The sequence below is a fragment of the Actinoplanes sp. NPDC048967 genome (assembly GCF_040649415.1).
In the GTDB taxonomy this organism is placed as follows: Bacteria; Actinomycetota; Actinomycetes; order Mycobacteriales; family Micromonosporaceae; genus Actinoplanes.
Map to the genome: position 1 here is coordinate 135536 of NZ_JBEZFL010000014.1, position 21172 is coordinate 156707.

A 21172-nucleotide genomic window follows, 5' to 3' on the forward strand; every position below is an offset into this window, starting at 1 on the left:
GGCGTGCCGTGGCCACGTCCGGCGTAGATCAGCCGCCGTTGACCGGGTGGAACGGCTTCGGCAGCGAGCGCGGCACCGCCGACCGCGCGGAGGCCGACGTCGGCACGGCCGGCAGGTTGTCCAGCATGGTCCGGCCGATCTTGGCGTGGGCCTGCACCGCCGGGTGGGTCGCGCCGTAGTTCTCCGGGTCGCCCAGGCCTTCGGCGAACATCGCGTACGTCAGCAGCGGCACCCCGTCCGGGCTGAACATGATGCCGGCCTCGTGCCGGGACTCGCCCAGGTCGTTGAAGTCGGCGCCGTACTTCGTCGCGACCCGCTCGCGCTCCTTGGAGGACATCACCCGGCGGACGCCGTCGTGGTAGCCGTTGAGCCAGCGGGTGATGCTCAGCAGGAAGTCGCACGATTCCGGCTTCAGCAGCGTCTTGGTCGCCAGGCGCCACAGCAGGTCGTGCATCTCCCGCGGCGTGGTCGTGCCCAGGAAGAAGCGGTTCGGGTTGGCCACCGGCTCGACCCGGGTGTGCACGAAGCCCTTGGCCGCGAGGATCTCGTTGATCTCCAGCGCCGGCACCACCCGGCCGCACATGCGGACCGCCGTGTTGTCCGAGACGAGCAGCATCGCGGTCAGGAAGTTCGCCACCGTGATCTCGTCGCCCCAGACCCGGTGCAGGTGGTAGATGCCGGAGCCGCCGAGGATGATGTCGGCCGGCAGGTCCAGCTTGGTGCCGAGGGTCAGCTGACCACGGTCGATCTTGTCCATGACGGCGGTGGCCACGGCGAGCTTCTGCACGCTGTAGCCGTACGTGACGTGGTCGGCGTCGTCCTCGACGATTCCCTTGATCGCGCCGGTGCTGTCCACGGCCGCGATGTGGGTGTGCCAGAGGCCGCCGACCTTGGCCTTCTCCTTCGCGTACACCTTCTTGATGCTCGCCGGGCCGGCCGCCGCGGCCTGGGCGGGGGTGCTCACGCCGACACCCGCGACTGCTGCCGCGGCGCCGAGACCGAGTGCCGAACGGCGGGACATGCTGGTTGACATCGTTCTCCCTCAATGGACGGACGGTGGACCACGCGGCAACGTACACCACGCCCGCTCATGCCCGGAGATACCGCAGCACGGCCAGCACCCGCCGGTGATCGGTGCGCGCCTGGGGCAGGTCGAGCTTGGTGAAGATGGCGGTGACGTGCTTCTCGACGCTGCGTTCGACCAGGTGCAGGGCCTCCGCGATGGCCACGTTGGAGCGCCCCTCGGCGAGCAGCCCGAGAATCTCCCGCTCCCGGTCACTGAGCCGGGCCAGACCGGCGTCGACGGCCGGCGCGGCCAGCAGCTGCCGGACGACCTCGGGGTCCAGGGCGGTGCCGCCGTCCGCCACCCGCCGCAATGCCCCGACGAACTCGTCGGTGCTGACGATCCGGTCCTTGAGCAGATACCCGACCCGCCCGGCGTTCTCGGAGAGCAACTGCCGCGCGTAACTGGTCTCGACCCACTGCGAGAAGACCAGGACCCCGACCCCGGGGTACGCGGACCGGATCGTCAACGCGGCCCGCAGACCCTCATCGGTGTACGTGGGCGGCATCCGCACATCGACAACGGCGGCATCGGGCGGATCGGCGGCCACGGCAGCAAGCAGCGCGCCGGCGTCGGGAACGGCGGCGACCACCTCGACGTCATGCTCGCCGAGCAGCAGGGCGATCCCGTCCCGCAGCAGCGGATTGTCCTCGGCGATGACCACGCGCACTCTGTCAGCCTCCGATCTCGGGAAGAATCATCGTCACGGTGGTGGGGCCGCCCGGGGGTGAGTCCACGGTCAGCGAGCCGTCGAGTGCGGCGGCTCGCCGGCCCAGCCCGGCCAATCCTGTCCCGGAAGCAGCGGGCCGGGCCTGGCCGGAGTCGATGACCGCCGCGCCGCCGTGGCCGTCGTCGGTCACCGTCAGGCGTAGGCGGCGGTTCTCCGTGCGGAGGTCGATGCGGACCCGGGTCGCGTTCGCGTGGCGGGCGACGTTGGTGAGCAGTTCGGCCACCGCGAAGTACAGGGCCGATGCCGTCGCGTCCGGTGGGCGGGCGACCAGTGACACGGCGACTTCCGCCGGCACCGCGCTGCGGGCCGCCAGGGTTGTCAGGGCCACGTCGAGGCCGTCGTCCAGCGCCGGGGGATGCATGCCGCGGACGATGTCGCGGAGCTCCGCCAGCGCTTCCGTGACCGTGCCGCGGGCGTCCGCCGCCAGCGTGCGGACCGGCTCGTCGGTGCTGCGGTGCTCGATCCGGGACAGAGTCAGGCCCAGGGCGACGAGGCGGGCCTGCGTGCCGTCGTGCAGGTCGCGCTCGACGCGGCGCAGGAGTGCCGCCGCATCCGATTGCAGGGCCGCGCGGCCGGCCTCGAGCTCCGCGATGCGGCGCTGGGCCTCGCTCGGGTGCAGCAGGGCCCGCACCAGGAACCGGTCGAGCAGCACGATCAGCCGCAGCCACCAGGGCGTCGCCAGCAGGACCGCGAGGCCCTGCAGCGCGATGATCCAGGTGTGCGACCACGTGTCGGTGTCGTCCGCGGGGACCAGGAACCACCACAGCGGATACGTGATGCCGACCGGTGCGGCCACCACGGCGAACAGACCCGGGTACGCCCCGACGACCGCCAGCGGCCACCGGGCCAGGCAATAGGTCAGCGCCCGCCACGCGGTCGGGTCGCTGGGCAACGCCCGGACCCGTCCCCACCACGTGCCGGCGGGCAGTGGCGGTGGGTCGGCCCAGTCCCAGCCGAGCAGTTTCCGGGCCGGGCCGCGGAAGTAGCGGGGGGTGCGGCGGGCGAGGGCGAGCACACCGACCAGCAGCGGCAGGCCGACGGTCAGCGCCGACGCCACTGTGGTCACCGCACCGACCACCGCGAGCACGAAGGTCGGCAGTCCGAGGAACACCCCGGAGACCAGGTAGGCCAGCTCCCGCCAGGTGCGTGCGGTCAGCCAGGCCCGCACCACGATCACCCGACCACCTCGATCGCCGCCCGCTGGCCGCCCGGCCGCCCGGTCATGAGACCACCTCGATCGGGGGCCGGCGCATCGCCAGGGCCGCGGGCAGCGCGGTCCCCGCCAGGACCAGAGTGGCCGTGGCCAGCACCCCGGTGACCAGCCAGCCGACCGGCATCCACGGCACCCAGGTGCCCAGGGCCGTGTGCAGCAGCGGCAGCGTCGTGATCGCGGCCACCGCCGCGCCCACCACCAGTGCTGTTGCGGTCACCAGCAGAGCCTCGCAGACCACGACCGTCAGGGCGCGCCTGCGGGTTGCTCCGGCGAGTTGGGTCACCGCCAGGTCGCGGCGGCGGGACAGGATCACCGTGACCAGGGTGTTGACCGCTGCCACCGCGGCGAAGGCGACGTAGACCGAGGTGCCGGAATACTCCAGCCAGCGGTCCGCGGCCGCCGGTGCCGTTCCTGTCTTGTGTTCCGTGGTTTTCAGGATGATGACTTTGACGGCGGTGAAGGCGATCGCCAGGGTGAGCGGCACCAGGGCGCTGGACAGGGCCTTCGCTCGGACGGCGATGGCGTCGCCGGCCAGCCGGCCGGTGTCGCCGAACAGCCTTCCGGCGACTGCCGCGACCCGGAGCAAGGCCGGGCCCAGCAGGCCTGCGCCGACGCAGAGGGCCAGCATCACCAGCAGGCCCAGGGCGTCGGTGGTCTCCGCGTCCAGGTCGGCGATCGTGATCGACAGCGTGGTGCCGCCGAGCATCAGGATCAGCCCGGCCGTCGTGCGTACGCGGCCGAGGCGCCGGTGGGGGGCCGCTGTTTCGGCCAGGGCCGCGGCGGGGCGCTTCCGGGACGGGCGGATCGCGGCGATCAGGGCGCCGGCCAGGGAGGTGCCCACCGTGACGGCCAGGGCGATCGGCAGGGCCGCCGGGTGCGGGTGGAAGGTCACCGCGGCCGGGGCCAGGTCGTGGGTGACGACGCCGCTGATCCATTCTCGGCCGCCCAGGCTGCCCACGGGCACCCCGAGCAGGGTGGCCGGCACGGCGACGATCGCCGCCTGGGCCGCCACCGAGCGGCGGACCCGCCCGGGGGTGGCGCCGATCGCGCGGACCAGGGCGATGTCGCGGGCCTGCTGGGCGATCGTCGCCGCCATCGTCACGCCGACGATGATGATCGACAGGTAGATCGCGATCATCACGAAGATGATCGCGATGTCGGCGAGGCCGCTGTCGGTCAGCGCCTGCCGGGCGGCGGGGTTCAGCGGGGCCCGGTCGAACGACGTGGTGATGCCCAGCCCGGCCGCGACCAGGGCCGCGGCCAGCAGCTGGGTGGAGAACGGTCCGAGGAACGACCACGGGTTGCTGCGCAACGCCTGCCGGATCATGCCGCCACCGCCGTGGAGACCGCGCGGAGCCGGTCGGCGATCGCCGGGGCGTCCGGGGTGGCCGCGTCCGTGGCCACGGTGCCCGCGCGCAGCAGCACCAGCCGGTCGCTCCAGGCCGCCGCGACCGGGTCGTGGGTGACCATCAGCACGGTCACACCCTGCTCGTCGACCGCGCGGCGCAGCAGGCCGAGGATCTGGCCGCCGGTCGTCGGGTCGAGCGCCCCCGTGGGCTCGTCCGCGAAGATGACCGACGGGCCGGTGACCAGGGCCCGGGCGATCGCCACGCGCTGGCGCTGGCCGCCGGAGAGCTGGCCCACCGGGCGGGAGCCGGTGCCGGCCAGCCCCACCGCCGCCAGCACCTCGTCGATGCCGCGGCGGCGCGGACCGCCGAGCCGGCCGGGCAAGGCCAGATTCTGCCGGACGGTGAGCTCCGACAGCAGGTTGTAGGACTGGAAGACGAAACCGACCCGGTCGCGCCGCCAGCGGGTGAGGGGCCGCTCCCGCAGCCGGCTGATCTCGCGGCCGGCCAGCCGGACCGAGCCCGCGGTGGGCCGGTCGAGCCCGGCGGCGCAGTGCAGCAGCGTGCTTTTTCCCGACCCGGTCGCGCCCATGACGGCGACGAACTCGCCGGCGCCGACAGACAGGCTCACCTGCCGCAGGGCCACGATGCCGCGCGGGAAGGCACGGGCGACGTCTCTCAGTTCCAGGACCGATTCCATGCGTCCAGCCTGGCCGCCGGGAGCGCGCCGGACATCGGGGCTGGCTCCCGTCCGGGGGTGCGGATAACCGCACCCCCGGCGCGCGGTCAGGGCAGGAACTGCTGCTCGATCTTCGTCACCTCGCCCTGCTTGACCGTGAACCAGAACAGGGTGCCCTTGAGCAGGTTGCCGAAGTGCTGCTCCACCTCCGACACGGCGATGGTCTCCTCGGTCCCCGGGCCGGTAGCCCCGACGACCTCGACCTTGATGGTCCGGGACAGCGGGAGCGCCCGGAGTTTCTTGTTGTCGTTGATGATGAAGTAGTCGTTGTCCGGCGAGTCCTGCTCGGAGTCGGGGTACTTCTTCCGCCACGCCGCCGCGGCGGCGTCCCCGGTCAGGAACTCCACGAGGTCCATGGACACGGTCTCGCCGGCCACCTTGGCGATGAAGCCGGGCCAGCGGCCGTCGGCCAGCAGGACCGCCGGCTTCGTCGAGGTCGCCGTCGCGACGGGGGTGACGGCCGCGTCCGGCGCCGGGCCGTCACCGAACTTCGCGGTGGATCCGGGTACGGCGGCCGGCGGGGCGGCTGACTTGTCCCCGGCCGGCTGCCCGGAGCAGGCGGTGGCGAGGGCGAGCGTGCAGACGGCGAGGCCGGTGGCGGCGAGCAGTCCGGGCAGGCGTGACGGCATGAGCCGAAGATCCCACACCCGCGCCACTCAGTAGCTGGCCAGGGCCGCCTCGACGCCCGGTTCCCGCGGGCCGAGAAAGACCGGATCACGGCCGGAGACCACGTCGGCGAGCGCCTTGACCACCGCACCGCGCTCACGGATCACACTGTTGCGCCACGGCTCCCGGTAGATCCGCACGGTGTCGTCGCCCACCCCGGTCGCGTCGACGCCCAGCCGGCGGCACAGGGCCACCGCGCGGTCGATGTGGTAGCTCTGGGTCACCACGACAGCCTGGCTGACGCCGAACACCTCGCGGGCCCGGGCGCACGAGTCGTACGTGTCGAAGCCCGCGTGGTCCAGCACGATCCGCTGGCTCGGCACGCCCCGGTCGACCAGCCACTGGAACATCGCCCCGGGTTCGTTGTAACCCCAGTCCATGTGGTCGCCGGAGACCAGGATCGCGCGCACCTTCCCGGCGGCGAGCAGTTGCCGGGCGATCTCCAGCCGCGCGGCCAGGAACGGCGAGGGGTTGCCGTCGGGATACACCTGGGCGCCGAGCACCAGTGCCACCGGGGCCGCCGGGACTGCTGCCACGGTGTAGACGTGGCCGCGGGCCTCAGCGCGTACCCAGAGGTCGCCGGCCGCCATGGTGAGGACCGCTGCCGCCACGCTGAGCGCACCCGCCACGACGCCGCGCCGGAACCAGACCCTGATCATGCCGGTGACGATGCCAGCAGGCGTCAAGGGCGGCGGACCGGGCATCATTGCCGGTGATGATCGCTCTGGACCGTATCTCCGCCGACGACGACCCGCTGCTGCTGTGGACGGCTCAGGACATGCGTACCGGGGCCCGCGCCTGGGCTCTCGGTGACGCTGCCGCCGTCGCCTGCCGGGACGTCTCCCGCCGCGACCGGCTGGCGCTGCGCGGCAGCCCCGATGACGTCGCCGAGCTGGTGCGGCGCATCCGTCCGCAGGTCACCGGCTGCAACCCGGTCGCGGACGCGGCGCTGATCGACGCCCTCGCCGAACGGGTCGACGGCCTGCAACCGGTGGCCCGCTTCGGCTGGATGGACACGACCACGCCGGCGCCCGCGCCGGTCCGCGTCGCCGGCGAGCCGCGCTGGCTCACCGATGCCGAGATCCCCGAGGTCACGGCGCTGCTGGCGGCCGAGCACCCCGGTTCGTGGGCCCAGCCCGGCGACTCCGGGGTACGGCGCTGGGCCGGGCTGCGCGACGCCACCGGGCAACTACAGGCGGTGGCGGCCGACGCCTGGTCCGTACCGGAGATCGGTTTTGTCGCCGGGGTGGCGACCCGGGCCGGGACCCGCGGGCAGGGCTTGGGCACGACGCTCTGCGCCTTTGTCACCGACGAGCTGATCAAGGGCCGCGGCCGGGTGGCGCTGCTGGTCGACCGCGACAACTTCGCGGCGATCCGGACCTACGAGAAGCTCGGCTACCGGATGCGGCCGATCGCGGCCGCCCGGCTCACCGGGCCGTGAGGCCCGGCCCTCACGACACCTCGTCGCGCCAGCTGTGCTCGGGCTCGTAGCCCAGGACCCGGCGGGCCTTGTCGATCGAGAGCAGCGTCTCGTGCTCCCCGAGCTCTTTCTTCACCGGTACGCCGGGAAAGACCTCCGCCGCCAGCGAAGCACTCGACCGGCTCATCACGGTGTCGGCGTTGGCGATGACGAAGACCTCGACGCCGGGCGTCCCGTACGCCAGCGCCTTGCGCACCGCCTGCGCCCCGTCGCGGGCGTCGATGTAGCCCCACAGGTTCCAGCTGCGGCCGCGCGGGTCGGCGTCGAACGACGGGAACTCCGCGTAGTCCTCCGGGTCCATCACGTTGGAGAAGCGCAGCCCGATCATCTTCAGGTCGGGGTCCCACCGGCAGAACTGCGCGGCCATCGTCTCCTCGAGGTGCTTGACCAGCGAGTACGTCGACTCCGGGCGGGCCGGGTAGTCCTCGTCGACCGGGATGTAGGGCGGCGGCGTGCGGAACGGCAGCCCGAGCACGGTCTCGCTGGAGGCCCATACGACGTTGGTGATCCCGGCCAGCCGGGCCGCCGAGAAGACGTTGTAGGTGGCCGTGATGTTGTTCTGGAACGTCGCCGCGTTCGGGATGAGGCCGGGCGCCGGGATCGCCGCCAGGTGCACCACGGCGTCGATCTTGTCGTAGCGGTCGTCGATGGCGGTCAGCGCCTCGACGGTCTGCCCGTAGTCGGTCAGGTCGATCTTCAGGGCCGGGCGCGGGGCCGCGACGTCGAGGTTGACCACCTCGTTGCCGTGCGCGGCCAGGTCGGCCAGCACCGCCCGTCCCAGCTTGCCGCTTCCGCCGGTCACCGCGATCCGGGTCATGTCATTCCTCTCGCCGCCTGTTCGCGATCATCTTGCCCCCAGGACGGCGAACCAACCGGGTGCGCGGTCAGCGGGGCGGGGCCGTGCTGCCGCGCGTGGTCAGGTGGGCGGCGCTGCCCTCGGCGCTGTCGACCTGCTGGCCGTCGATCACCTTGAGCAGCTGCCGGGCCGCCTGGGCGCCGTACCCGGGGATGTCCCGGCTCAGGGTGGTCAGCGCCGGGTGCACCAGGCTGCACAGCAGCGAGTCGTCCCAGGCCACGATGGACAGGTCGGCGGGCACGGACAGGCCCATCTCCTGGGCCGCGGCCAGGCCGGCCACCGCCATCACGTCGTTGTCGTAGATGATCGCGGTGGGCCGGTCGGCCCGGATCAGCAGGCGCCGGGTGGCCCGGCCGCCCTCCTCGCCGGTGTAGTCGGCCTGCGCGGTGACGGCGTCGTGCAGGCCCAGGGCCGCGCACGCCTCCTCGAACGCGCGGGTCCGCTCGTGGGTGTGCCGCAGGCTGGTGAGCCCGCTCACCCGGGCGATCCGGCGATGGCCCAGCGCGGCCAGGTAGCGCACGGCCTCGGTCATCGAGCCGGTGTCGTCGGACCACAGCTGCGGGATCGTGCCGGTGTCGGCCGGGCCGCCCAGCATCACCGCCGGCAGCTCGAGCTCCTGCAGGACGGGGATGCGGATGTCGTCCTCGCGCAGGTCGGTGAGGATCACGCCGTCGATGCGCCGCTCACCCCACCAGCGCCGGTAGACCTCGACCTCCTCCTCGGGGGTGGAGACCACCTGCAGGGTCAGCGCGTAGGAGCGGGCCGCCAGCTCCTGCTCGAAGCCGCTGATCAGGCCCATGAACCAGGGCTCGACGCCGAGGATCTTGGCCGGCCGGCACGGGGCCAGGCCGACGGCGTTCGCGCTCGCCCGGGACAGCGCCCGGGCCGCGTTGCTGGGGCTGAATCCGATGTCCCGGGCGACGGCGAGGATGCGTTCGCGCGTGCTGTCCGAGACTCCTGGCTGGCCGTTGAGCGCGTACGACACCGCGCCTTTCGAGACGCCGGCGTGCCGCGCGACATCGGCGATCGTAGGCCGCTTCACTCACTCTCCCGGGGTCGCCGTCAGCTTACCGGCGCGGACGGTGCCGCGGCAGCGGCCACCGCCGCCCGGAGCAGGTCGTGCAGCTTCGCGGCCCGGGCGGGGTGGCGGTGGGCCATCCAGGCGACACGGCCGGCGAGGTGGGCGGCGAAGTCCGGACGCCCCTCCCGGTTGGCGGCGGCCAGCCCGTGCCGGCCGGCGTTGTGCAGTATCGCCCGCAGCCGGTCGTAGTCCTCGCGGGCCACGGCCGGTCGCGCGTTGACCACCAGGCCGGCGAGCAGCTGACGGTCGCCCTGACGGCGTACCCGGGTCTTGTCCGGATGCGTCCGGAACCCCTCCTCGGCGACGACGGTGCGCACGTACGAGATCAGGTCGCGGACCCGGCGGTCGCCCAGCGTGCCGGAGAAGGCCAGGTCGTCCGCGTAGCGGGAGTAGTGCACGCCGAACCGGTCGGCCAGGCCGGTCAGCCGCCGGTCCAGCCGGAACGCGCACAGGTTGGCCAGCGCCGGGGAGGTCGGCGCGCCCTGCGGCAGGTGGGGCCGGCGCAGCAACGCCGCCCGCGTCGCGTCCGGGGCGCCGCGCAGCACGGGCGCCGGCGTACGGGTGGTGGTCAGCGCGGTCAGCGTGTGCGCCACCGGCTCGGGATAGCCGGCCTGGCGGAACACCGCGTACACCCGGGCGGCCGTGATGCTGGAGAAGAACGCCCGCAGATCCAGGCTGACCAGCACCTCCTGTCCGGCGTGCGAGGCCGCGAAGGTGTGCACGCCGCGCCCGGGCACGAAGCCGTGGACCCGCTCGTGCACCGGTATCCCGGCGAGGACCTCGGCGAGCAGCCGTCGTTGCAGGTCGCGCAGCATCGGCTTGGGCGCCTCGATCAGCCGGTGCGGCAGCCAGGTGTAGCGGTAGTGGCGCAGCCGTTCGTCGCCGGCGTACCGGTTGATCTCCCGCCGGTCGGCGAACCAGTCCAACATGTCGCCGTCGAGCGACAGGAAATCGGCCAGGGCGCCCAGGTCGTCGATCCGCGGTGTCGGCCAGCGCATCCGGACGGCCCGGGCCGGCGCGACCAGGCGGTGCCGCACGACCGTGCGGTGCCCGCCCAGACGTCCGCTCGCGGCGAGGAAATCGGCCAGCTCACGCGGCCGGTCGGCCGGTGCATCCCGGTACGCCCGGAGCACCGCGTCCACCGCCGGACGCACCCAGCGCGCCCGCCGCCCGAAGACCACCCAGGCCGCCCTGAGCATCGCCACCCGTCGCCACGACGTGGTCAGCAGGGCATCGGCCAGCGCCGTCGCGTCCCGCCCGATCGTGGTGGCAGCGTGCCCCGACGATGCCCGGTCGTGCCTGCGCCTGGCTGCGCGAAGCGCAGTGGCGCGCCGGCGATGCGCTGCGGTGGTCAATCCCGCGCCCTCGGGGTTACCCCGAAGAAACCCTCGACGCGCCGCGGGCGGCGCGCGACGGTCAGCTCGGGACACGCTGCCATCACGGCAGCATAGAACGCCGCCGCCAGGGCCTCAGCCGATGGTGAAGCGGGCGCTGAGCAGGCTCTCCGGGCGCGAGCTGGGCCCCACCAGCAGGTCGAAGTCGCCGGGCTCGACGACCCGCCGGGCGTCCGCGGTGACCAGCGAGCAGTCGGCCGCGGCGAGCTCGATGCCGACCGTGACGCTCTCGCCCGCGGGCACCAGCACCTGCCGGTACGCCTTCAGCTCCCGCGCCGCCCAGGTGACGCTGGTGACGAGGTCGCTGATGTAGGCCTGCACGGTCTCCAGCGCCGGCCGGGTGCCCGTGTTGGTCAGCCGGACACTCGCCCGGACCGTGCCGTCGACGCTCACCTGCGGCTGGGCGATGGTCAGGTCGGCGTACTCGACGGTGGTGTAGCTCAGGCCCTCGCCGAAGGCGAACAGCGGGTCCTGGGTCAGGTCCGCGTAGCGGGTGCCGTGCTGCCCGCGGATCTGGTTGTAGTAGACCGGCTGCTGGCCCACGTGCCGGGCGGCCGACAGCGGCATCCGCCCGGTCGGCTCGATCAGCCCGAACAGCAGCTCGGCCAGCGCCCGGCCGCCGCGCATGCCCGGGTTGAACGCCTGCACGATCGCGGCCGAGGCCAGCGCGGACGGCGGCAGCGCGGCCGGCTTGGAGTTCAGCAGCACCAGCACCACCGGGGTGTCGAGCTCGGCGAGCGCGTCCAGCAGCGCGATCTGGCCGCCCTGCAGCTCCAGCGTCGCGGTGGACTTGCTCTCGCCGGTCAGTGCGACGGTGTCGCCCACCACGACGACCGCGTAGTCGGCGGCGCGCGCGGCGGCCACCGCCTCGGCGATGAGCGCGGGGTCGGCGGTGGCGGCCTCGGAGATCGGCGGTCGCGGCTGCCCGTCCGGGTACGTCGCACCGGCCGGGTCCGGCACCAGCCGCTCGATCTCGGCGCCGAGCGCGGTGCTGATCGTCCAGCCGGCCGGGGCGACCCGGCGGAAGCCGTCGAGCACGGTCTCGATCAGCTCGCGGGGCTGGCCGTCGGGCATCCAGTCGACCTGCCCGGAGGCGCCGGCCCAGTCACCCAGTTGCGACTGCGGGGCGTCCGCGTTGGGGCCGATGACCGCGACGGTCCGCGTGCCGGTGGCCCCCGAGGCGCGCCCGTCCGCGTCGGCGACCAGGCCACCGGCCAGCGGCAGGGTGCCGTCGTTGCGCAGCAGCACCAGCGAGCGGCGGGCGATCTCGAGGTTGAGCGCGGCGTGGTCGCGGTGCCCGATCACGGCTGCCTGCCGTACGGCGTCCGGGGCCCGCGGGTTCTCGAAGAGGCCGAACGCGAACTTGAGCCGCAGGATCCGCCGGACCGCCGCGTCGATCTCGTCCTCGCTGATCCGGCCCTGCTCGACCGCGGACTGCGCGCCCTCGAAGAAGCCCGGGGTGGTCATCACCAGGTCGTTGCCCGCCCGGACGGCCTGCGCGGCGGCGTCGACCAGGTCGGCGCAGACCTTCTGCTCCCAGACCATCCGGCCGACGTTGTCCCAGTCGGTGACCAGCGTGCCGGTGAAGCCCCACTCCTGCTTGAGCACGTCGTTGAGCAGCCACCGGTTGAGCGTGATGGGTACGCCGTCCATCGACTGGTAGCCGAGCATGAAGGTGGCGCAGCCCTCGCGGGCGACCCGCTCGAACGGCGGCAGGAACCACGAACGCAGCTTGCGCGGGCTCAGGTCGGCCTCACTGGCGTCGCGCCCGCCCTGGGTCTCGGAGTAGCCGGCGAAGTGCTTGGCCGAGGCCAGCACGGCGGTCGGGTCGGTCAGGCCGTCGCCCTGGTAGCCGCGGACCATCGCGGCGCCGAGCTCACCGATCAGGAACGGGTCCTCGCCGAAGGTCTCGTCCACCCGGCCCCAGCGCAGGTCCCGGGTGATGCACAGCACGGGGGAGAAGGTCCAGTGGATGCCGGTCGCCGAGACCTCGATCGCGGTGGTCCGGGCCACCCGCTCGACCAGGTCCGCGTCCCAGCTGGCGGCCATGGCGAGCTGGGTCGGGAAGACCGTCGCGCCGGGCCAGAAGCCATGGCCGTGGATGCAGTCCTCGGCGGTGATCAGCGGGATGCCGAGCCGGGTGCCGGCGGCCAGGTCGATCGCCTCCAGCATGCGCTGCGGGGAGGCGTGCAGGATCGAGCCGGCGAGCCGGGTGCTGACCGCGTCCTTCAGGTCGCCGCGCGCGTCGAGCTGCAACATCTGGCCGACCTTCTCGGCCAGAGTCATCCGGCCGAGCAGATCCTCGACCCGCTGCTCGACGGGCAGCGAGGGATCACGGTACGGGTCCGCAGCGGCCACGAGGTTTCCTCCGAAACGCAACACATCGGTAAGCGTCCGGAAGTGTCGCACAGCCCGGAACCGGTACCGGCGACCCCAGGGGTCGTATCTTCGGTCAATTTGTACCGGAACCGGGCGTACGGTCAGGCGTCGTCGTCGCTGCTGTCCACGCTCGGCACTTCGATCCCCACGGCGTCGATGGCGTCCAGGCGGGCTTCGGCGGCCTCCTTCTCGCGCTGGGCCAGGTTCGCGTACTCGGCCTGCACGGAAGGGTCGTCGAGGTCCTCGACGCGGTCGAAGAAACGCTGGGTGGTGCGGACCGCCTCGGCGTACGCCAGGGCGGTCTCCCGGATGCGGAGCAGATCCTTGTCAGCCATGGCTGAAGTCATACCCGCCCCGGTCGCCACCCGTCCACCGCCGCTCAGTAGGAGGGGCAGATCCGCTTGCGCACGACCTCGAGGATCCGGGCGGCGGTGGCCTCGCCGAAGCCGTCGGGATGGTCCGGCGCGGTGAAGCGCTGGTTGGTCAGCGCCACCAGCTTGGCCTGGTCGTCCGGCCACTGCTTGACGCCGGCGCACTGGTTCAGGCCCCGGTCGACGAGCCGGCGGAGGTCGCCGTCCCCGACGATGGCCGGGTCGATCCGCCGCAGGTCGGCGACGTAGGCCTCGGCGGTCGCCCGGTCCGGCGGCGGCAGCATCCCCGGCGGCGGCGGGCCACCGGGCGGCGGGCCACCGGGCGGCGGGCCACCGGGCGGCGGGCCACCGGGCGGTGGCGAGCCGCCGGGTGGCGGACCTCCCGGCGAACCGGCAGGTTGGGCGGAGCCGCAGCCGGCGAGCGCGGCCAGGACCGCACCGACGGCCAGGACATGACGTATCCGCACAGTGGACCTCACCGGGGCACGATAGCGGCCGGCCCGGCCCGCCCGCCGGACCGTCCGTCCGGTCCCGGAGGCCCCGCCAGGGCAGCGGAACGTCGTGGGCGGCACCTAGAGTCCTCGCGGTGGAGTGGACTCTTGTCGCCGCCCTGGCGGGGCTGGCCCTGGTCGACAGCACGAGCATCGGGACGCTGCTCATTCCCCTGTGGATGCTGCTCGAGCCGAAGCTGCGGGTGCCGCAGTTCTTCGTCTATCTCGCCACCGTCGCGGGCTTCTACCTCGTCGTCGGGCTGATCCTGATCATCGGCGCGGGCTCGCTGCGTGGCCTGCTCGACGGCCACGATGTCGTCGGCCGGGTCCAGCTCGTCGTGGGCGTCGCCCTCTTCCTGCTCAGCTTCTTCTTCGAGCCCAAGCGGGTGCGCCGGCGTCGGGCCCGCCGGGGTGGGACGGACCCGGCGACGCGCTGGCGGACCCGGCTGTCGACCGCCGGGGCCTCTTCGCGGGCGATGGCCGGGCTGGGCGTCGCCGCCGCGGGCATCGAGGTGCTGTCGATGGTGCCGTACCTCGCGGCCATCGGCCTGCTGACGGCGGCGGACGTGGGCCCGCCCGGGCGAGTGGCGCTGCTCACCGGGTACGTCGTCGTGATGGTGCTGCCCGCGCTGCTGCTGCTCGGGGTGCGCAAGACGCTGGGCAGTCGGACCGAGACGCCGTTGCAGCTGGTCAGTGCCTGGATGTCCCGGCACCTGGACGGGGCGCTGGGCTGGATCCTGGCCATCATCGGCGTGCTGCTCGTCCGCGACGCCGCCTTCCGGCTGCACCTGATCGGGTGAGGGCGCCACCTTTCGAGGTTGCTTCCTGGCTCTGCGCGTTGATACCGTCCTCTGCATAGTCATGCGGAGGTAAGTATGGGAATCAGGGTCGCTGTCGCCGGGGCGAGTGGGTACGCCGGGGGCGAGCTGCTGCGCCTGATCGCCGGGCACCCCGAGTTCGACCTCGTCGCCGCCACGGCGCACAGTCAGGCGGGAACGCCCGTGGCCGCCGTACACCCGCAGCTCGCGGGCCTGGATCTGGTCCTCGGGGCGACCGACGCGCCGACCCTGGCCGACGCTGATCTGGTCTTCCTGGCTCTGCCGCACGGGCAGTCGGCGGCGCTGGCCGCGCAGCTGCCCGCGGGGGTCAAGATCGTCGATCTGGGCGCCGACTTCCGGCTGCACGATGCCGGCGCCTGGGGCCGGTACTACGGCGGCACGCACGCCGGCACCTGGACCTACGGCCTGCCGGAGCTGCCCGGGCACCGGGCCGCCATCGCCGCCAGCGACCGGGTGGCCAACACCGGCTGCTACGCGGCCACCATCGCCCTCGCCCTGGCCCCGCTGATCGCCGCCGGGGCCGCCGATCCCGCCGACGTCGTGGTGGTCGCCTCCTCCGGCACGTCCGGGGCCGGCCGGTCCGCCAAGGTCAACCTGCTGGCCAGCGAGGTGATGGGTGACCTGTCGCCCTACAAGGTCGGTGCCCATCAGCACGTCCCCGAGATCAAGCAGGCCACCGGCGCCACCTCGCTGTCGATGACCCCGGTGCTCGCACCGATGCCGCGCGGCATTCTCGCCACCGTCACGGCCAGGCCGCTCGGGGACGCCGACCCGCGGGCCGTGCTCCAGGCCGCGTACGCCGACGAGCCGTTCGTGCACGTCCTGCCCGCCGGCACCTGGCCGCACACCGCGGCCACGGCCGGATCCAACTCCTGTCACCTGCAGGCCACTCTCGACGTCGACTCCGGCCGGATCGTCGTCGTCAGTGCCCTGGACAATCTCGGCAAGGGCGCCGCGGGCCAGGCCGTGCAGTGCGCCAACCTCATGCTCGGCCTGCCGGAGACCGCAGGCCTGACGGTATTCGGAGTCGCTCCGTGACGATCACCACCCCCAAGGGGTTCCGGGCCAGCGGTGTCGCCGCGGGGCTGAAGACCGGCGGCGGTCCCGACGTGGCGGTCGTCGTCAACGACGGGCCCGACGCCACCGTGGCCGGCGTCTTCACCGCCAACCGGGTCAAGGCCGCTCCCGTGATGTGGAGCCAGCAGGTGCTCAAGGGCGGTGTCGTCCGGGCCGTCGTGCTCAACTCCGGTGGCGCCAACGCCTGCACCGGCACGCAGGGCTTCCGGGACACCCACGCCACCGCCGAGCACACCGCCGCCGTGCTGCGCGGGGGGCCGAAGCCGCTGCTGGTCGGTGCCGGGGACATCGCGGTGTGCTCGACCGGCCTGATCGGCGAGCTGCTGCCGATGGACAAGCTGCTGCCCGGCGTGACCGCCGCGGTCAAGGCGCTGAAGCCGGACGGCGGCCCGGCCGCAGCGAGCGCCATCATGACCACCGACACCGTGGCGAAGAACGCGGTCGCGCACGGCGAGGGCTGGTCGGTCGGCGGCATCGCCAAGGGCGCCGGGATGCTCGCGCCGGCCCTGGCCACCATGCTGGTCGTGCTCACCACCGACGCGGTCGCCGGCTCCGAGGCGCTGGACACCGCGCTGCGCGAGGCCACCCGGCTGACCTTCGACCGGATCGACGCCGACGGCTGCATGTCCACCAACGACACCGTGCTGCTGCTGGCCAGCGGCGCCTCCGACGTCCAGCCGACGCAGGAGGAGCTGACCGCCGCGGTCACCGCCGTCTGCGACGACCTGGCCCGTCAGCTGATCGACGACGCCGAGGGCGCCACCAAGCACATCGCCATCGAGGTGCTGGGCGCGGCCAGCGAGGCCGACGCGGTCGAGGTCGGGCGTACGGTCGCGCGCAACAACCTGGTCAAGACCGCGCTGTTCGGCAACGACCCGAACTGGGGCCGGATCCTGGCCGCGGTCGGCACCACGGCCGCGGCGTTCGCGCCGGACCGCATCGACGTCGCCGTCAACGGTGTGTGGGTGTGCCGGGGCGGGGCCGCCGCCGAGGACCGGTCCAAGGTGGACCTGAGCGGCCGGGACGTGACCATCACCGTGCACCTGCACGAGGGTGAGATGAGCGCGACGATCCGCACCACCGACTTGTCGCACGCGTACGTGCACGAGAACTCGGCGTACAGCTCGTGAACGCTTCCGACAAGGCCGCCATCCTGATCGAGGCCCTGCCCTGGCTCGAACGCTTCCACGGCACCACCGTCGTCATCAAGTACGGCGGCAACGCGATGATCGACCCGGAGCTGCAGCGGGCCTTCGCCGCCGACATGGTCTTCCTGCGGTACGCCGGCATCAAGCCGGTCGTGGTGCACGGCGGCGGCCCGCAGATCTCGTCGATGCTCGGCCGGCTCGGCATCGAGAGCGAGTTCCGCGGCGGCCTGCGGGTCACCACCCCGGAGGCGATGGACGTCGTGCGGATGGTGCTGGTCGGCCAGGTCGGCCGCGAACTGGTCGGCCTGATCAACGAGCACGGCCCGTTCGCCGTCGGTCTGTCCGGTGAGGACGCCCGGCTGTTCACCGCCGTGCGCCGGTCCGCGGTGGTCGACGGTGAGCCGGTCGACATCGGCCAGGTCGGCGACGTCGCGCAGGTCGACACCTCGGCGGTGGACGACCTGATCGCGGCCGGGCGCATCCCGGTCGTCGCCACCGTCGCGCCCGACGCCGACGGCCTGGTGCACAACGTCAACGCCGACACCGCCGCGGCCGCCCTCGCCGTCGCGCTCGGCGCCCGCAAGCTGGTCGTGCTCACCGACGTGCCCGGCCTCTACACCAACTGGCCCGACACCTCCTCGCTCACCTCGCAGATCGACGCCGACGCCCTGGAGAAGCTGTTGCCCAGCCTCCAGTCGGGCATGGTGCCGAAGATGGAGGCGTGCCTGCGGGCGGTGCAGGGCGGCGTCCCCGCGGCGCACGTGGTCGACGGCCGCGTGCCGCACTCGACGCTGCTCGAAGTGTTCACCTCGGAAGGATTCGGCACGATGGTGGTTCCGTCATGAGCTCGTTCACCGAGCGCTGGTCGCAGAGCATGATGAACAATTACGGCACGCCGTCGCTGGGCCTGATCAGCGGCTCCGGCGCCGTCGTGGTCGGCGAGGACGGCAAGGAGTACGTCGACCTGCTCGGTGGCATCGCGGTGAACGCCCTGGGCCACGCCCACCCGGCCGTCGTCGCCGCGGTCTCCCAGCAGGTCGCCACCCTGGGCCACGTCTCCAACCTCTACCTGGCCGAGCCGCCGCTGGCCCTGGCCGAGCTGCTGCTGGCCCTGGCCGGGCGCCCGGGCCGGGTCATCTTCAGCAACTCGGGGGCGGAGGCCAACGAGGCCGCGTTCAAGCTGTCCCGGCTCACCGGTCGCACCCACGTGGTCGCCACCGAGGGCGGCTTCCACGGCCGCACGATGGGGGCGCTCGCCCTGACCGGTCAGCCCGGCAAGCGTGAGCCGTTCCGGCCGCTGCCGGGCGAGGTCACCCACGTCCCGTACGGCGATGCGGAAGCCCTGCGCGCGGCGGTCACGACGCAGACCGCCATGCTCATCCTCGAGCCGATCCAGGGTGAGATGGGCGTGGTCGTGCCGCCGCCCGGTTACCTGGCCGCGGCCCGGGAGATCTGCACCGCCACCGGCACGCTGCTGGTGCTCGACGAGGTGCAGACCGGCATCGGGCGCACCGGGCACTGGTTCCACCACCAGAGCGAGGGCGTCGAGCCCGACGTCGTGACGCTGGCCAAGGGGCTCGGCGGCGGCCTGCCGCTGGGCGCCTGCATCGCCTTCGGCCCGGCCGGGGAGCTGTTCGGGCCCGGCTCGCACGGCACCACCTTCGGCGGCAACCCGGTCAGCTGCGCGGCCGGCCTGGCCGTCATCCGGACCATCGCCGGCGAGGGCCTGCTCGATCACGTCAAGCGGGTCGGTGAACTGATCCGGCGCGGCGTCGAGGGTCTGCACAGTCCGGCGATCGCCGGGGTCCGGGGGGCCGGGCTGCTGCTCGGCATCGAGCTCACCGCGCCGGTCTCGGCCGCGGTGGCGAAGTCCTTGCAGGAGGCGGGTTTCCTGGTGAACCCGATCCAGCCCGACGTGATCCGGCTCGCCCCGCCGCTGATCCTGACCACCGAGCAGGCCGAGGCGTTCGTCGCGGCCCTCGGGGAGGCCCTCTCATGACGCGGCACTTCCTGCGGGACGACGATCTGTCGCCCGCCGAGCAGAGCGCGGTGCTCGACCTGGCCGCCGCGATGAAGGCCGACCGGTTCGCGTACCGGCCGCTGGCGGGCCCCCGGTCGGTCGCCGTGTTCTTCGACAAGGTCAGCCTGCGCACCCGGCTGTCGTTCGAGACCGGCATCCCCGAGCTGGGCGGCAACGCCATCGTGGTGGACACCCAGGCCACCCACTTCGGCCGCGGCGAGTCGCTGCTGGACGCGGGCCGGGTCGTCTCCCGGTACGTGTCCGCGATCGTGTTCCGCACCTCCGGCGACGAGCGGCTGGCCGAGCTGGCCTCCGACGTGCACGTGCCGGTGGTCAACGCGCTCACCGACGGCTTCCACCCCTGCCAGCTGCTGGCCGACCTGCAGACGATCCGCGAGCGGCTGGGCACCACGGCCGGGCGCACGCTGACCTACGTGGGCGACGCCGCCAACAACATGGCCCACTCGTACCTGCTGGCCGGCGCGACGGCGGGCCTGCACGTACGGGTCGCCGGTCCGGAGGGCTTCGACCCGGACCCGGCCGTGGTGGCCCGGGCGGCGGAGATCGCGGCGGGCACCGGCGGTTCCGTCGCTGTGCTGCGTGACCCGCGCGAAGCGGCCACCGGCGCGCACGTGCTGGCCACCGACGCCTGGACGTCGATGGGCATGGAGGACGACGGGATCGACCGGCACACGCCGTTCCGGCCGTACCAGATCAACAAGGACCTGCTGGCCGCGGCCGCGCCCGACGCGATCGTGCTGCACTGCCTGCCGGCGCACCGCGGCGAGGAGATCACCGACGAGGTGATGGACGGCGCGCAGAGCGCGGTCTTCGACCAGGCCGAGAACCGCCTGCACGCGCAGAAGGCCCTGCTCGCCTGGCTGTTGGATCAGCAGTGACCGGGCCGGGGACGCGGGCGGCGCGGCACGCGCGGATCGTCGAGCTGGTGCGGGACAAGGCCGTGCGGTCGCAGACCGAACTGGCCGACCTGCTGGCCGTCGACGGCGTCCAGGTCACCCAGGCGACGCTGTCGCGCGACCTGGAGGAGCTGCGGGCGGTCAAGGCCGGCGGGGTCTACGTCATCCCCGAGGACGGGCTGCCCGCCCTGCGCCCGGTCGAGCAGGCCCCGGCCCGGCTGATCCGGCTGTTGCGGGAACTGCTCAACTCGGTCGACGTCAGCGGCAACCTGGTGGTGCTGCGGGTGCCGCCGGGCGCGGCGCAGTTCCTGGCCAGCGCCCTGGACCGCTCGGGGCTGCCCGACGTCGTCGGGACCATCGCCGGCGACGACACCATCCTGGTGGTGGCCCGCGACTCCGGCGCCGGGCCGGGCGCCGCGCTCGCCGAGAAGCTCACGGCCTGGAGCCGTGCCGACCCCGAAGGGAGCCAACCATGACCGCCGTCGAGGCACACTTCCCCGGCTTCGCCGACAACATGCAGAAGCTCCTGAACCACGGGCTGGAGTTCTACCTGGCGTCCAACGAGTCGCTGCGGCCGTTCCTCAACGAGGCCCCGTACGGCCACAAGCTGAGCTGGCTCGACTTCACCGACACGACCGAGGACAAGGGCTGGGACACCGGCGCGTTCCTCAACCTGTTCAACGTGATGAACGGCATCGCGTTCGGCGACCGGGGCATCCCGATGCCGCAGTGGGTGATGGTCGACCTGATCCTGATGCCCTCGGCCGCGGTCATCGCCGCGCTGCCGCAGTCGTCGTTCACCGAGGTGCTGGAGACCAGCGCCTTCGACGCGGACGCCAAGCGCCACATGCGGGCGGTGTTCGACAAGGCCAAGCAGAGCGACTACAACGGCCCGATCCCGATCGCCGGCTACTGCGCCGCGCCCAGTGCGGCCCCGGGCACCTGGGTCGGCTGGTCGCTGTGGTCACTGTGGACCAGCGTCGGGCTGGGCAAGGCGCTCAAGGCGTTGGCGCTGTCGGCGTACCAGGCGCAGAAGCTCGACGGCGTCACCCAGTACGACAACAGCGCCCTGCGGGTGCACACCCGTTTCGGCCGGCTGCGCATCATGGTGGCGACCGTGCCGTTCCACACCTCGCCCGGCTCGTTCGTCTACGAGAACGACTTCACCGTGCCGGTCACCGGGCCCGAGCCGGAGCCGTCGTTCCTGCTCGACCCGTTCGACTACGAGCGGCAGCGGGCCATGCAGAAGGCGATCGAGGCCCACGAGGCCACGTTCTACGTGCTCGCCCCCGGTCACCTGGTCCAGGACGGCCGGACCTACGTGCCCATCCTCGAGATCCCCGCATCCTGATAAGGAATTGT

22 protein-coding genes are annotated in these 21172 nt (G+C 73.0%); 9 read left to right on the top strand and 13 right to left on the bottom strand.

All coding sequences use genetic code 11. The annotated features are described in order from the left end of the window. Positions 1–28: 28 nt before the first annotated feature. The 7 genes from AB0C12_RS40955 to AB0C12_RS40985 all read right to left on the bottom strand — a co-directional run bounded on the left by AB0C12_RS40955 (position 29) and on the right by AB0C12_RS40985 (position 6416). Entirely contained in the window at positions 29–1033 is a 1005-nt protein-coding gene (locus tag AB0C12_RS40955) for a serine hydrolase (RefSeq protein ID WP_360556261.1), read from the bottom strand. 55 nt (positions 1034–1088) lie between these two features. Continuing rightward, positions 1089–1733: a response regulator transcription factor gene (locus AB0C12_RS40960; protein WP_360556263.1), complete on the bottom strand. Its 645-nt coding sequence runs from the start codon at positions 1731–1733 to the stop codon at positions 1089–1091. Positions 1734–1737: 4 nt separating this feature from the next. Then, positions 1738–2970, bottom strand: coding sequence for a sensor domain-containing protein (locus tag AB0C12_RS40965; protein WP_360556265.1), 1233 nt, complete (start codon positions 2968–2970; stop codon positions 1738–1740). 43 nt (positions 2971–3013) lie between these two features. Then, complete coding sequence (locus tag AB0C12_RS40970) at positions 3014–4333, bottom strand: ABC transporter permease (protein ID WP_360556267.1); 1320 nt, start codon at positions 4331–4333, stop codon at positions 3014–3016. Further along, on the bottom strand, positions 4330–5052 hold the full coding sequence (locus tag AB0C12_RS40975) for an ABC transporter ATP-binding protein (protein WP_360556268.1): 723 nt from the start codon (positions 5050–5052) through the stop codon (positions 4330–4332). Before AB0C12_RS40975 ends, AB0C12_RS40970 begins: the two co-directional genes overlap by 4 nt. An 86-nt stretch (positions 5053–5138) precedes the next feature. Next, positions 5139–5720, bottom strand: a complete 582-nt coding sequence (locus tag AB0C12_RS40980) for a hypothetical protein (RefSeq protein WP_360556269.1) — start codon at positions 5718–5720, stop codon at positions 5139–5141. 27 nt (positions 5721–5747) lie between these two features. Further along, the gene (locus AB0C12_RS40985) at positions 5748–6416 is read right to left on the bottom strand and encodes an ElyC/SanA/YdcF family protein (RefSeq protein WP_360556270.1); all 669 of its coding nucleotides are present in this window, start codon (positions 6414–6416) and stop codon (positions 5748–5750) included. Between the two features lie 56 nt (positions 6417–6472). On the opposite strand from AB0C12_RS40985, the gene AB0C12_RS40990 reads away from it, so the two are divergent. Next, complete coding sequence (locus tag AB0C12_RS40990) at positions 6473–7198, top strand: GNAT family N-acetyltransferase (protein WP_360556271.1); 726 nt, start codon at positions 6473–6475, stop codon at positions 7196–7198. 10 nt (positions 7199–7208) lie between these two features. Here the strand turns inward: AB0C12_RS40990 and AB0C12_RS40995 are convergent, their stop codons facing one another. From AB0C12_RS40995 to AB0C12_RS41020, 6 genes are all read right to left on the bottom strand, one after another. Continuing rightward, complete coding sequence (locus AB0C12_RS40995) at positions 7209–8054, bottom strand: NAD(P)-dependent oxidoreductase (RefSeq protein WP_360556273.1); 846 nt, start codon at positions 8052–8054, stop codon at positions 7209–7211. Positions 8055–8121: 67 nt separating this feature from the next. Then, on the bottom strand, positions 8122–9135 hold the full coding sequence (locus AB0C12_RS41000; protein WP_360556274.1) for a LacI family DNA-binding transcriptional regulator: 1014 nt from the start codon (positions 9133–9135) through the stop codon (positions 8122–8124). A 20-nt stretch (positions 9136–9155) separates the two neighbouring features. Continuing rightward, positions 9156–10373: a reverse transcriptase family protein gene (locus tag AB0C12_RS41005; RefSeq protein ID WP_360556359.1), complete on the bottom strand. Its 1218-nt coding sequence runs from the start codon at positions 10371–10373 to the stop codon at positions 9156–9158. Between the two features lie 270 nt (positions 10374–10643). Continuing rightward, positions 10644–12926: a glycoside hydrolase family 3 N-terminal domain-containing protein gene (locus AB0C12_RS41010; RefSeq protein WP_360556276.1), complete on the bottom strand. Its 2283-nt coding sequence runs from the start codon at positions 12924–12926 to the stop codon at positions 10644–10646. A 122-nt stretch (positions 12927–13048) separates the two neighbouring features. After that, entirely contained in the window at positions 13049–13282 is a 234-nt protein-coding gene (locus AB0C12_RS41015) for a hypothetical protein (protein WP_360556278.1), read from the bottom strand. A gap of 44 nt (positions 13283–13326) precedes the next feature. Then, positions 13327–13797, bottom strand: coding sequence for a hypothetical protein (locus AB0C12_RS41020; RefSeq protein ID WP_360556279.1), 471 nt, complete (start codon positions 13795–13797; stop codon positions 13327–13329). Positions 13798–13904: 107 nt separating this feature from the next. Between AB0C12_RS41020 and AB0C12_RS41025 the strand changes: the two genes are divergently transcribed. From AB0C12_RS41025 to AB0C12_RS41060, 8 genes are all read left to right on the top strand, one after another. Next, a complete protein-coding gene (locus AB0C12_RS41025) occupies positions 13905–14609 on the top strand; it encodes a GAP family protein (protein ID WP_360556280.1) in 705 nt (234 codons plus the stop codon). 75 nt (positions 14610–14684) lie between these two features. After that, a complete protein-coding gene (argC, locus tag AB0C12_RS41030; protein ID WP_360556281.1) occupies positions 14685–15686 on the top strand; it encodes an N-acetyl-gamma-glutamyl-phosphate reductase in 1002 nt (333 codons plus the stop codon). Next, entirely contained in the window at positions 15683–16855 is a 1173-nt protein-coding gene (gene argJ, locus AB0C12_RS41035) for a bifunctional glutamate N-acetyltransferase/amino-acid acetyltransferase ArgJ (protein ID WP_360556283.1), read from the top strand. The genes argC and argJ overlap by 4 nt, the downstream gene beginning before the upstream one ends. Next, positions 16852–17718 carry an acetylglutamate kinase gene (gene argB / locus AB0C12_RS41040; RefSeq protein WP_360556284.1) on the top strand — a complete coding sequence of 289 codons (867 nt, stop codon included), beginning with the start codon at positions 16852–16854 and terminating at the stop codon, positions 17716–17718. The genes argJ and argB overlap by 4 nt, the downstream gene beginning before the upstream one ends. Beyond that, positions 17715–18872: an acetylornithine transaminase gene (locus AB0C12_RS41045; RefSeq protein ID WP_360556286.1), complete on the top strand. Its 1158-nt coding sequence runs from the start codon at positions 17715–17717 to the stop codon at positions 18870–18872. The genes argB and AB0C12_RS41045 overlap by 4 nt, the downstream gene beginning before the upstream one ends. Then, entirely contained in the window at positions 18869–19792 is a 924-nt protein-coding gene (gene argF / locus AB0C12_RS41050) for an ornithine carbamoyltransferase (RefSeq protein ID WP_360556287.1), read from the top strand. Before AB0C12_RS41045 ends, argF begins: the two co-directional genes overlap by 4 nt. Continuing rightward, entirely contained in the window at positions 19789–20286 is a 498-nt protein-coding gene (locus tag AB0C12_RS41055) for an arginine repressor (protein ID WP_360556288.1), read from the top strand. Before argF ends, AB0C12_RS41055 begins: the two co-directional genes overlap by 4 nt. Next, entirely contained in the window at positions 20283–21161 is an 879-nt protein-coding gene (locus tag AB0C12_RS41060) for a hypothetical protein (RefSeq protein ID WP_360556290.1), read from the top strand. The genes AB0C12_RS41055 and AB0C12_RS41060 overlap by 4 nt, the downstream gene beginning before the upstream one ends. The last annotated feature ends 11 nt before the right edge of the window (positions 21162–21172 follow it).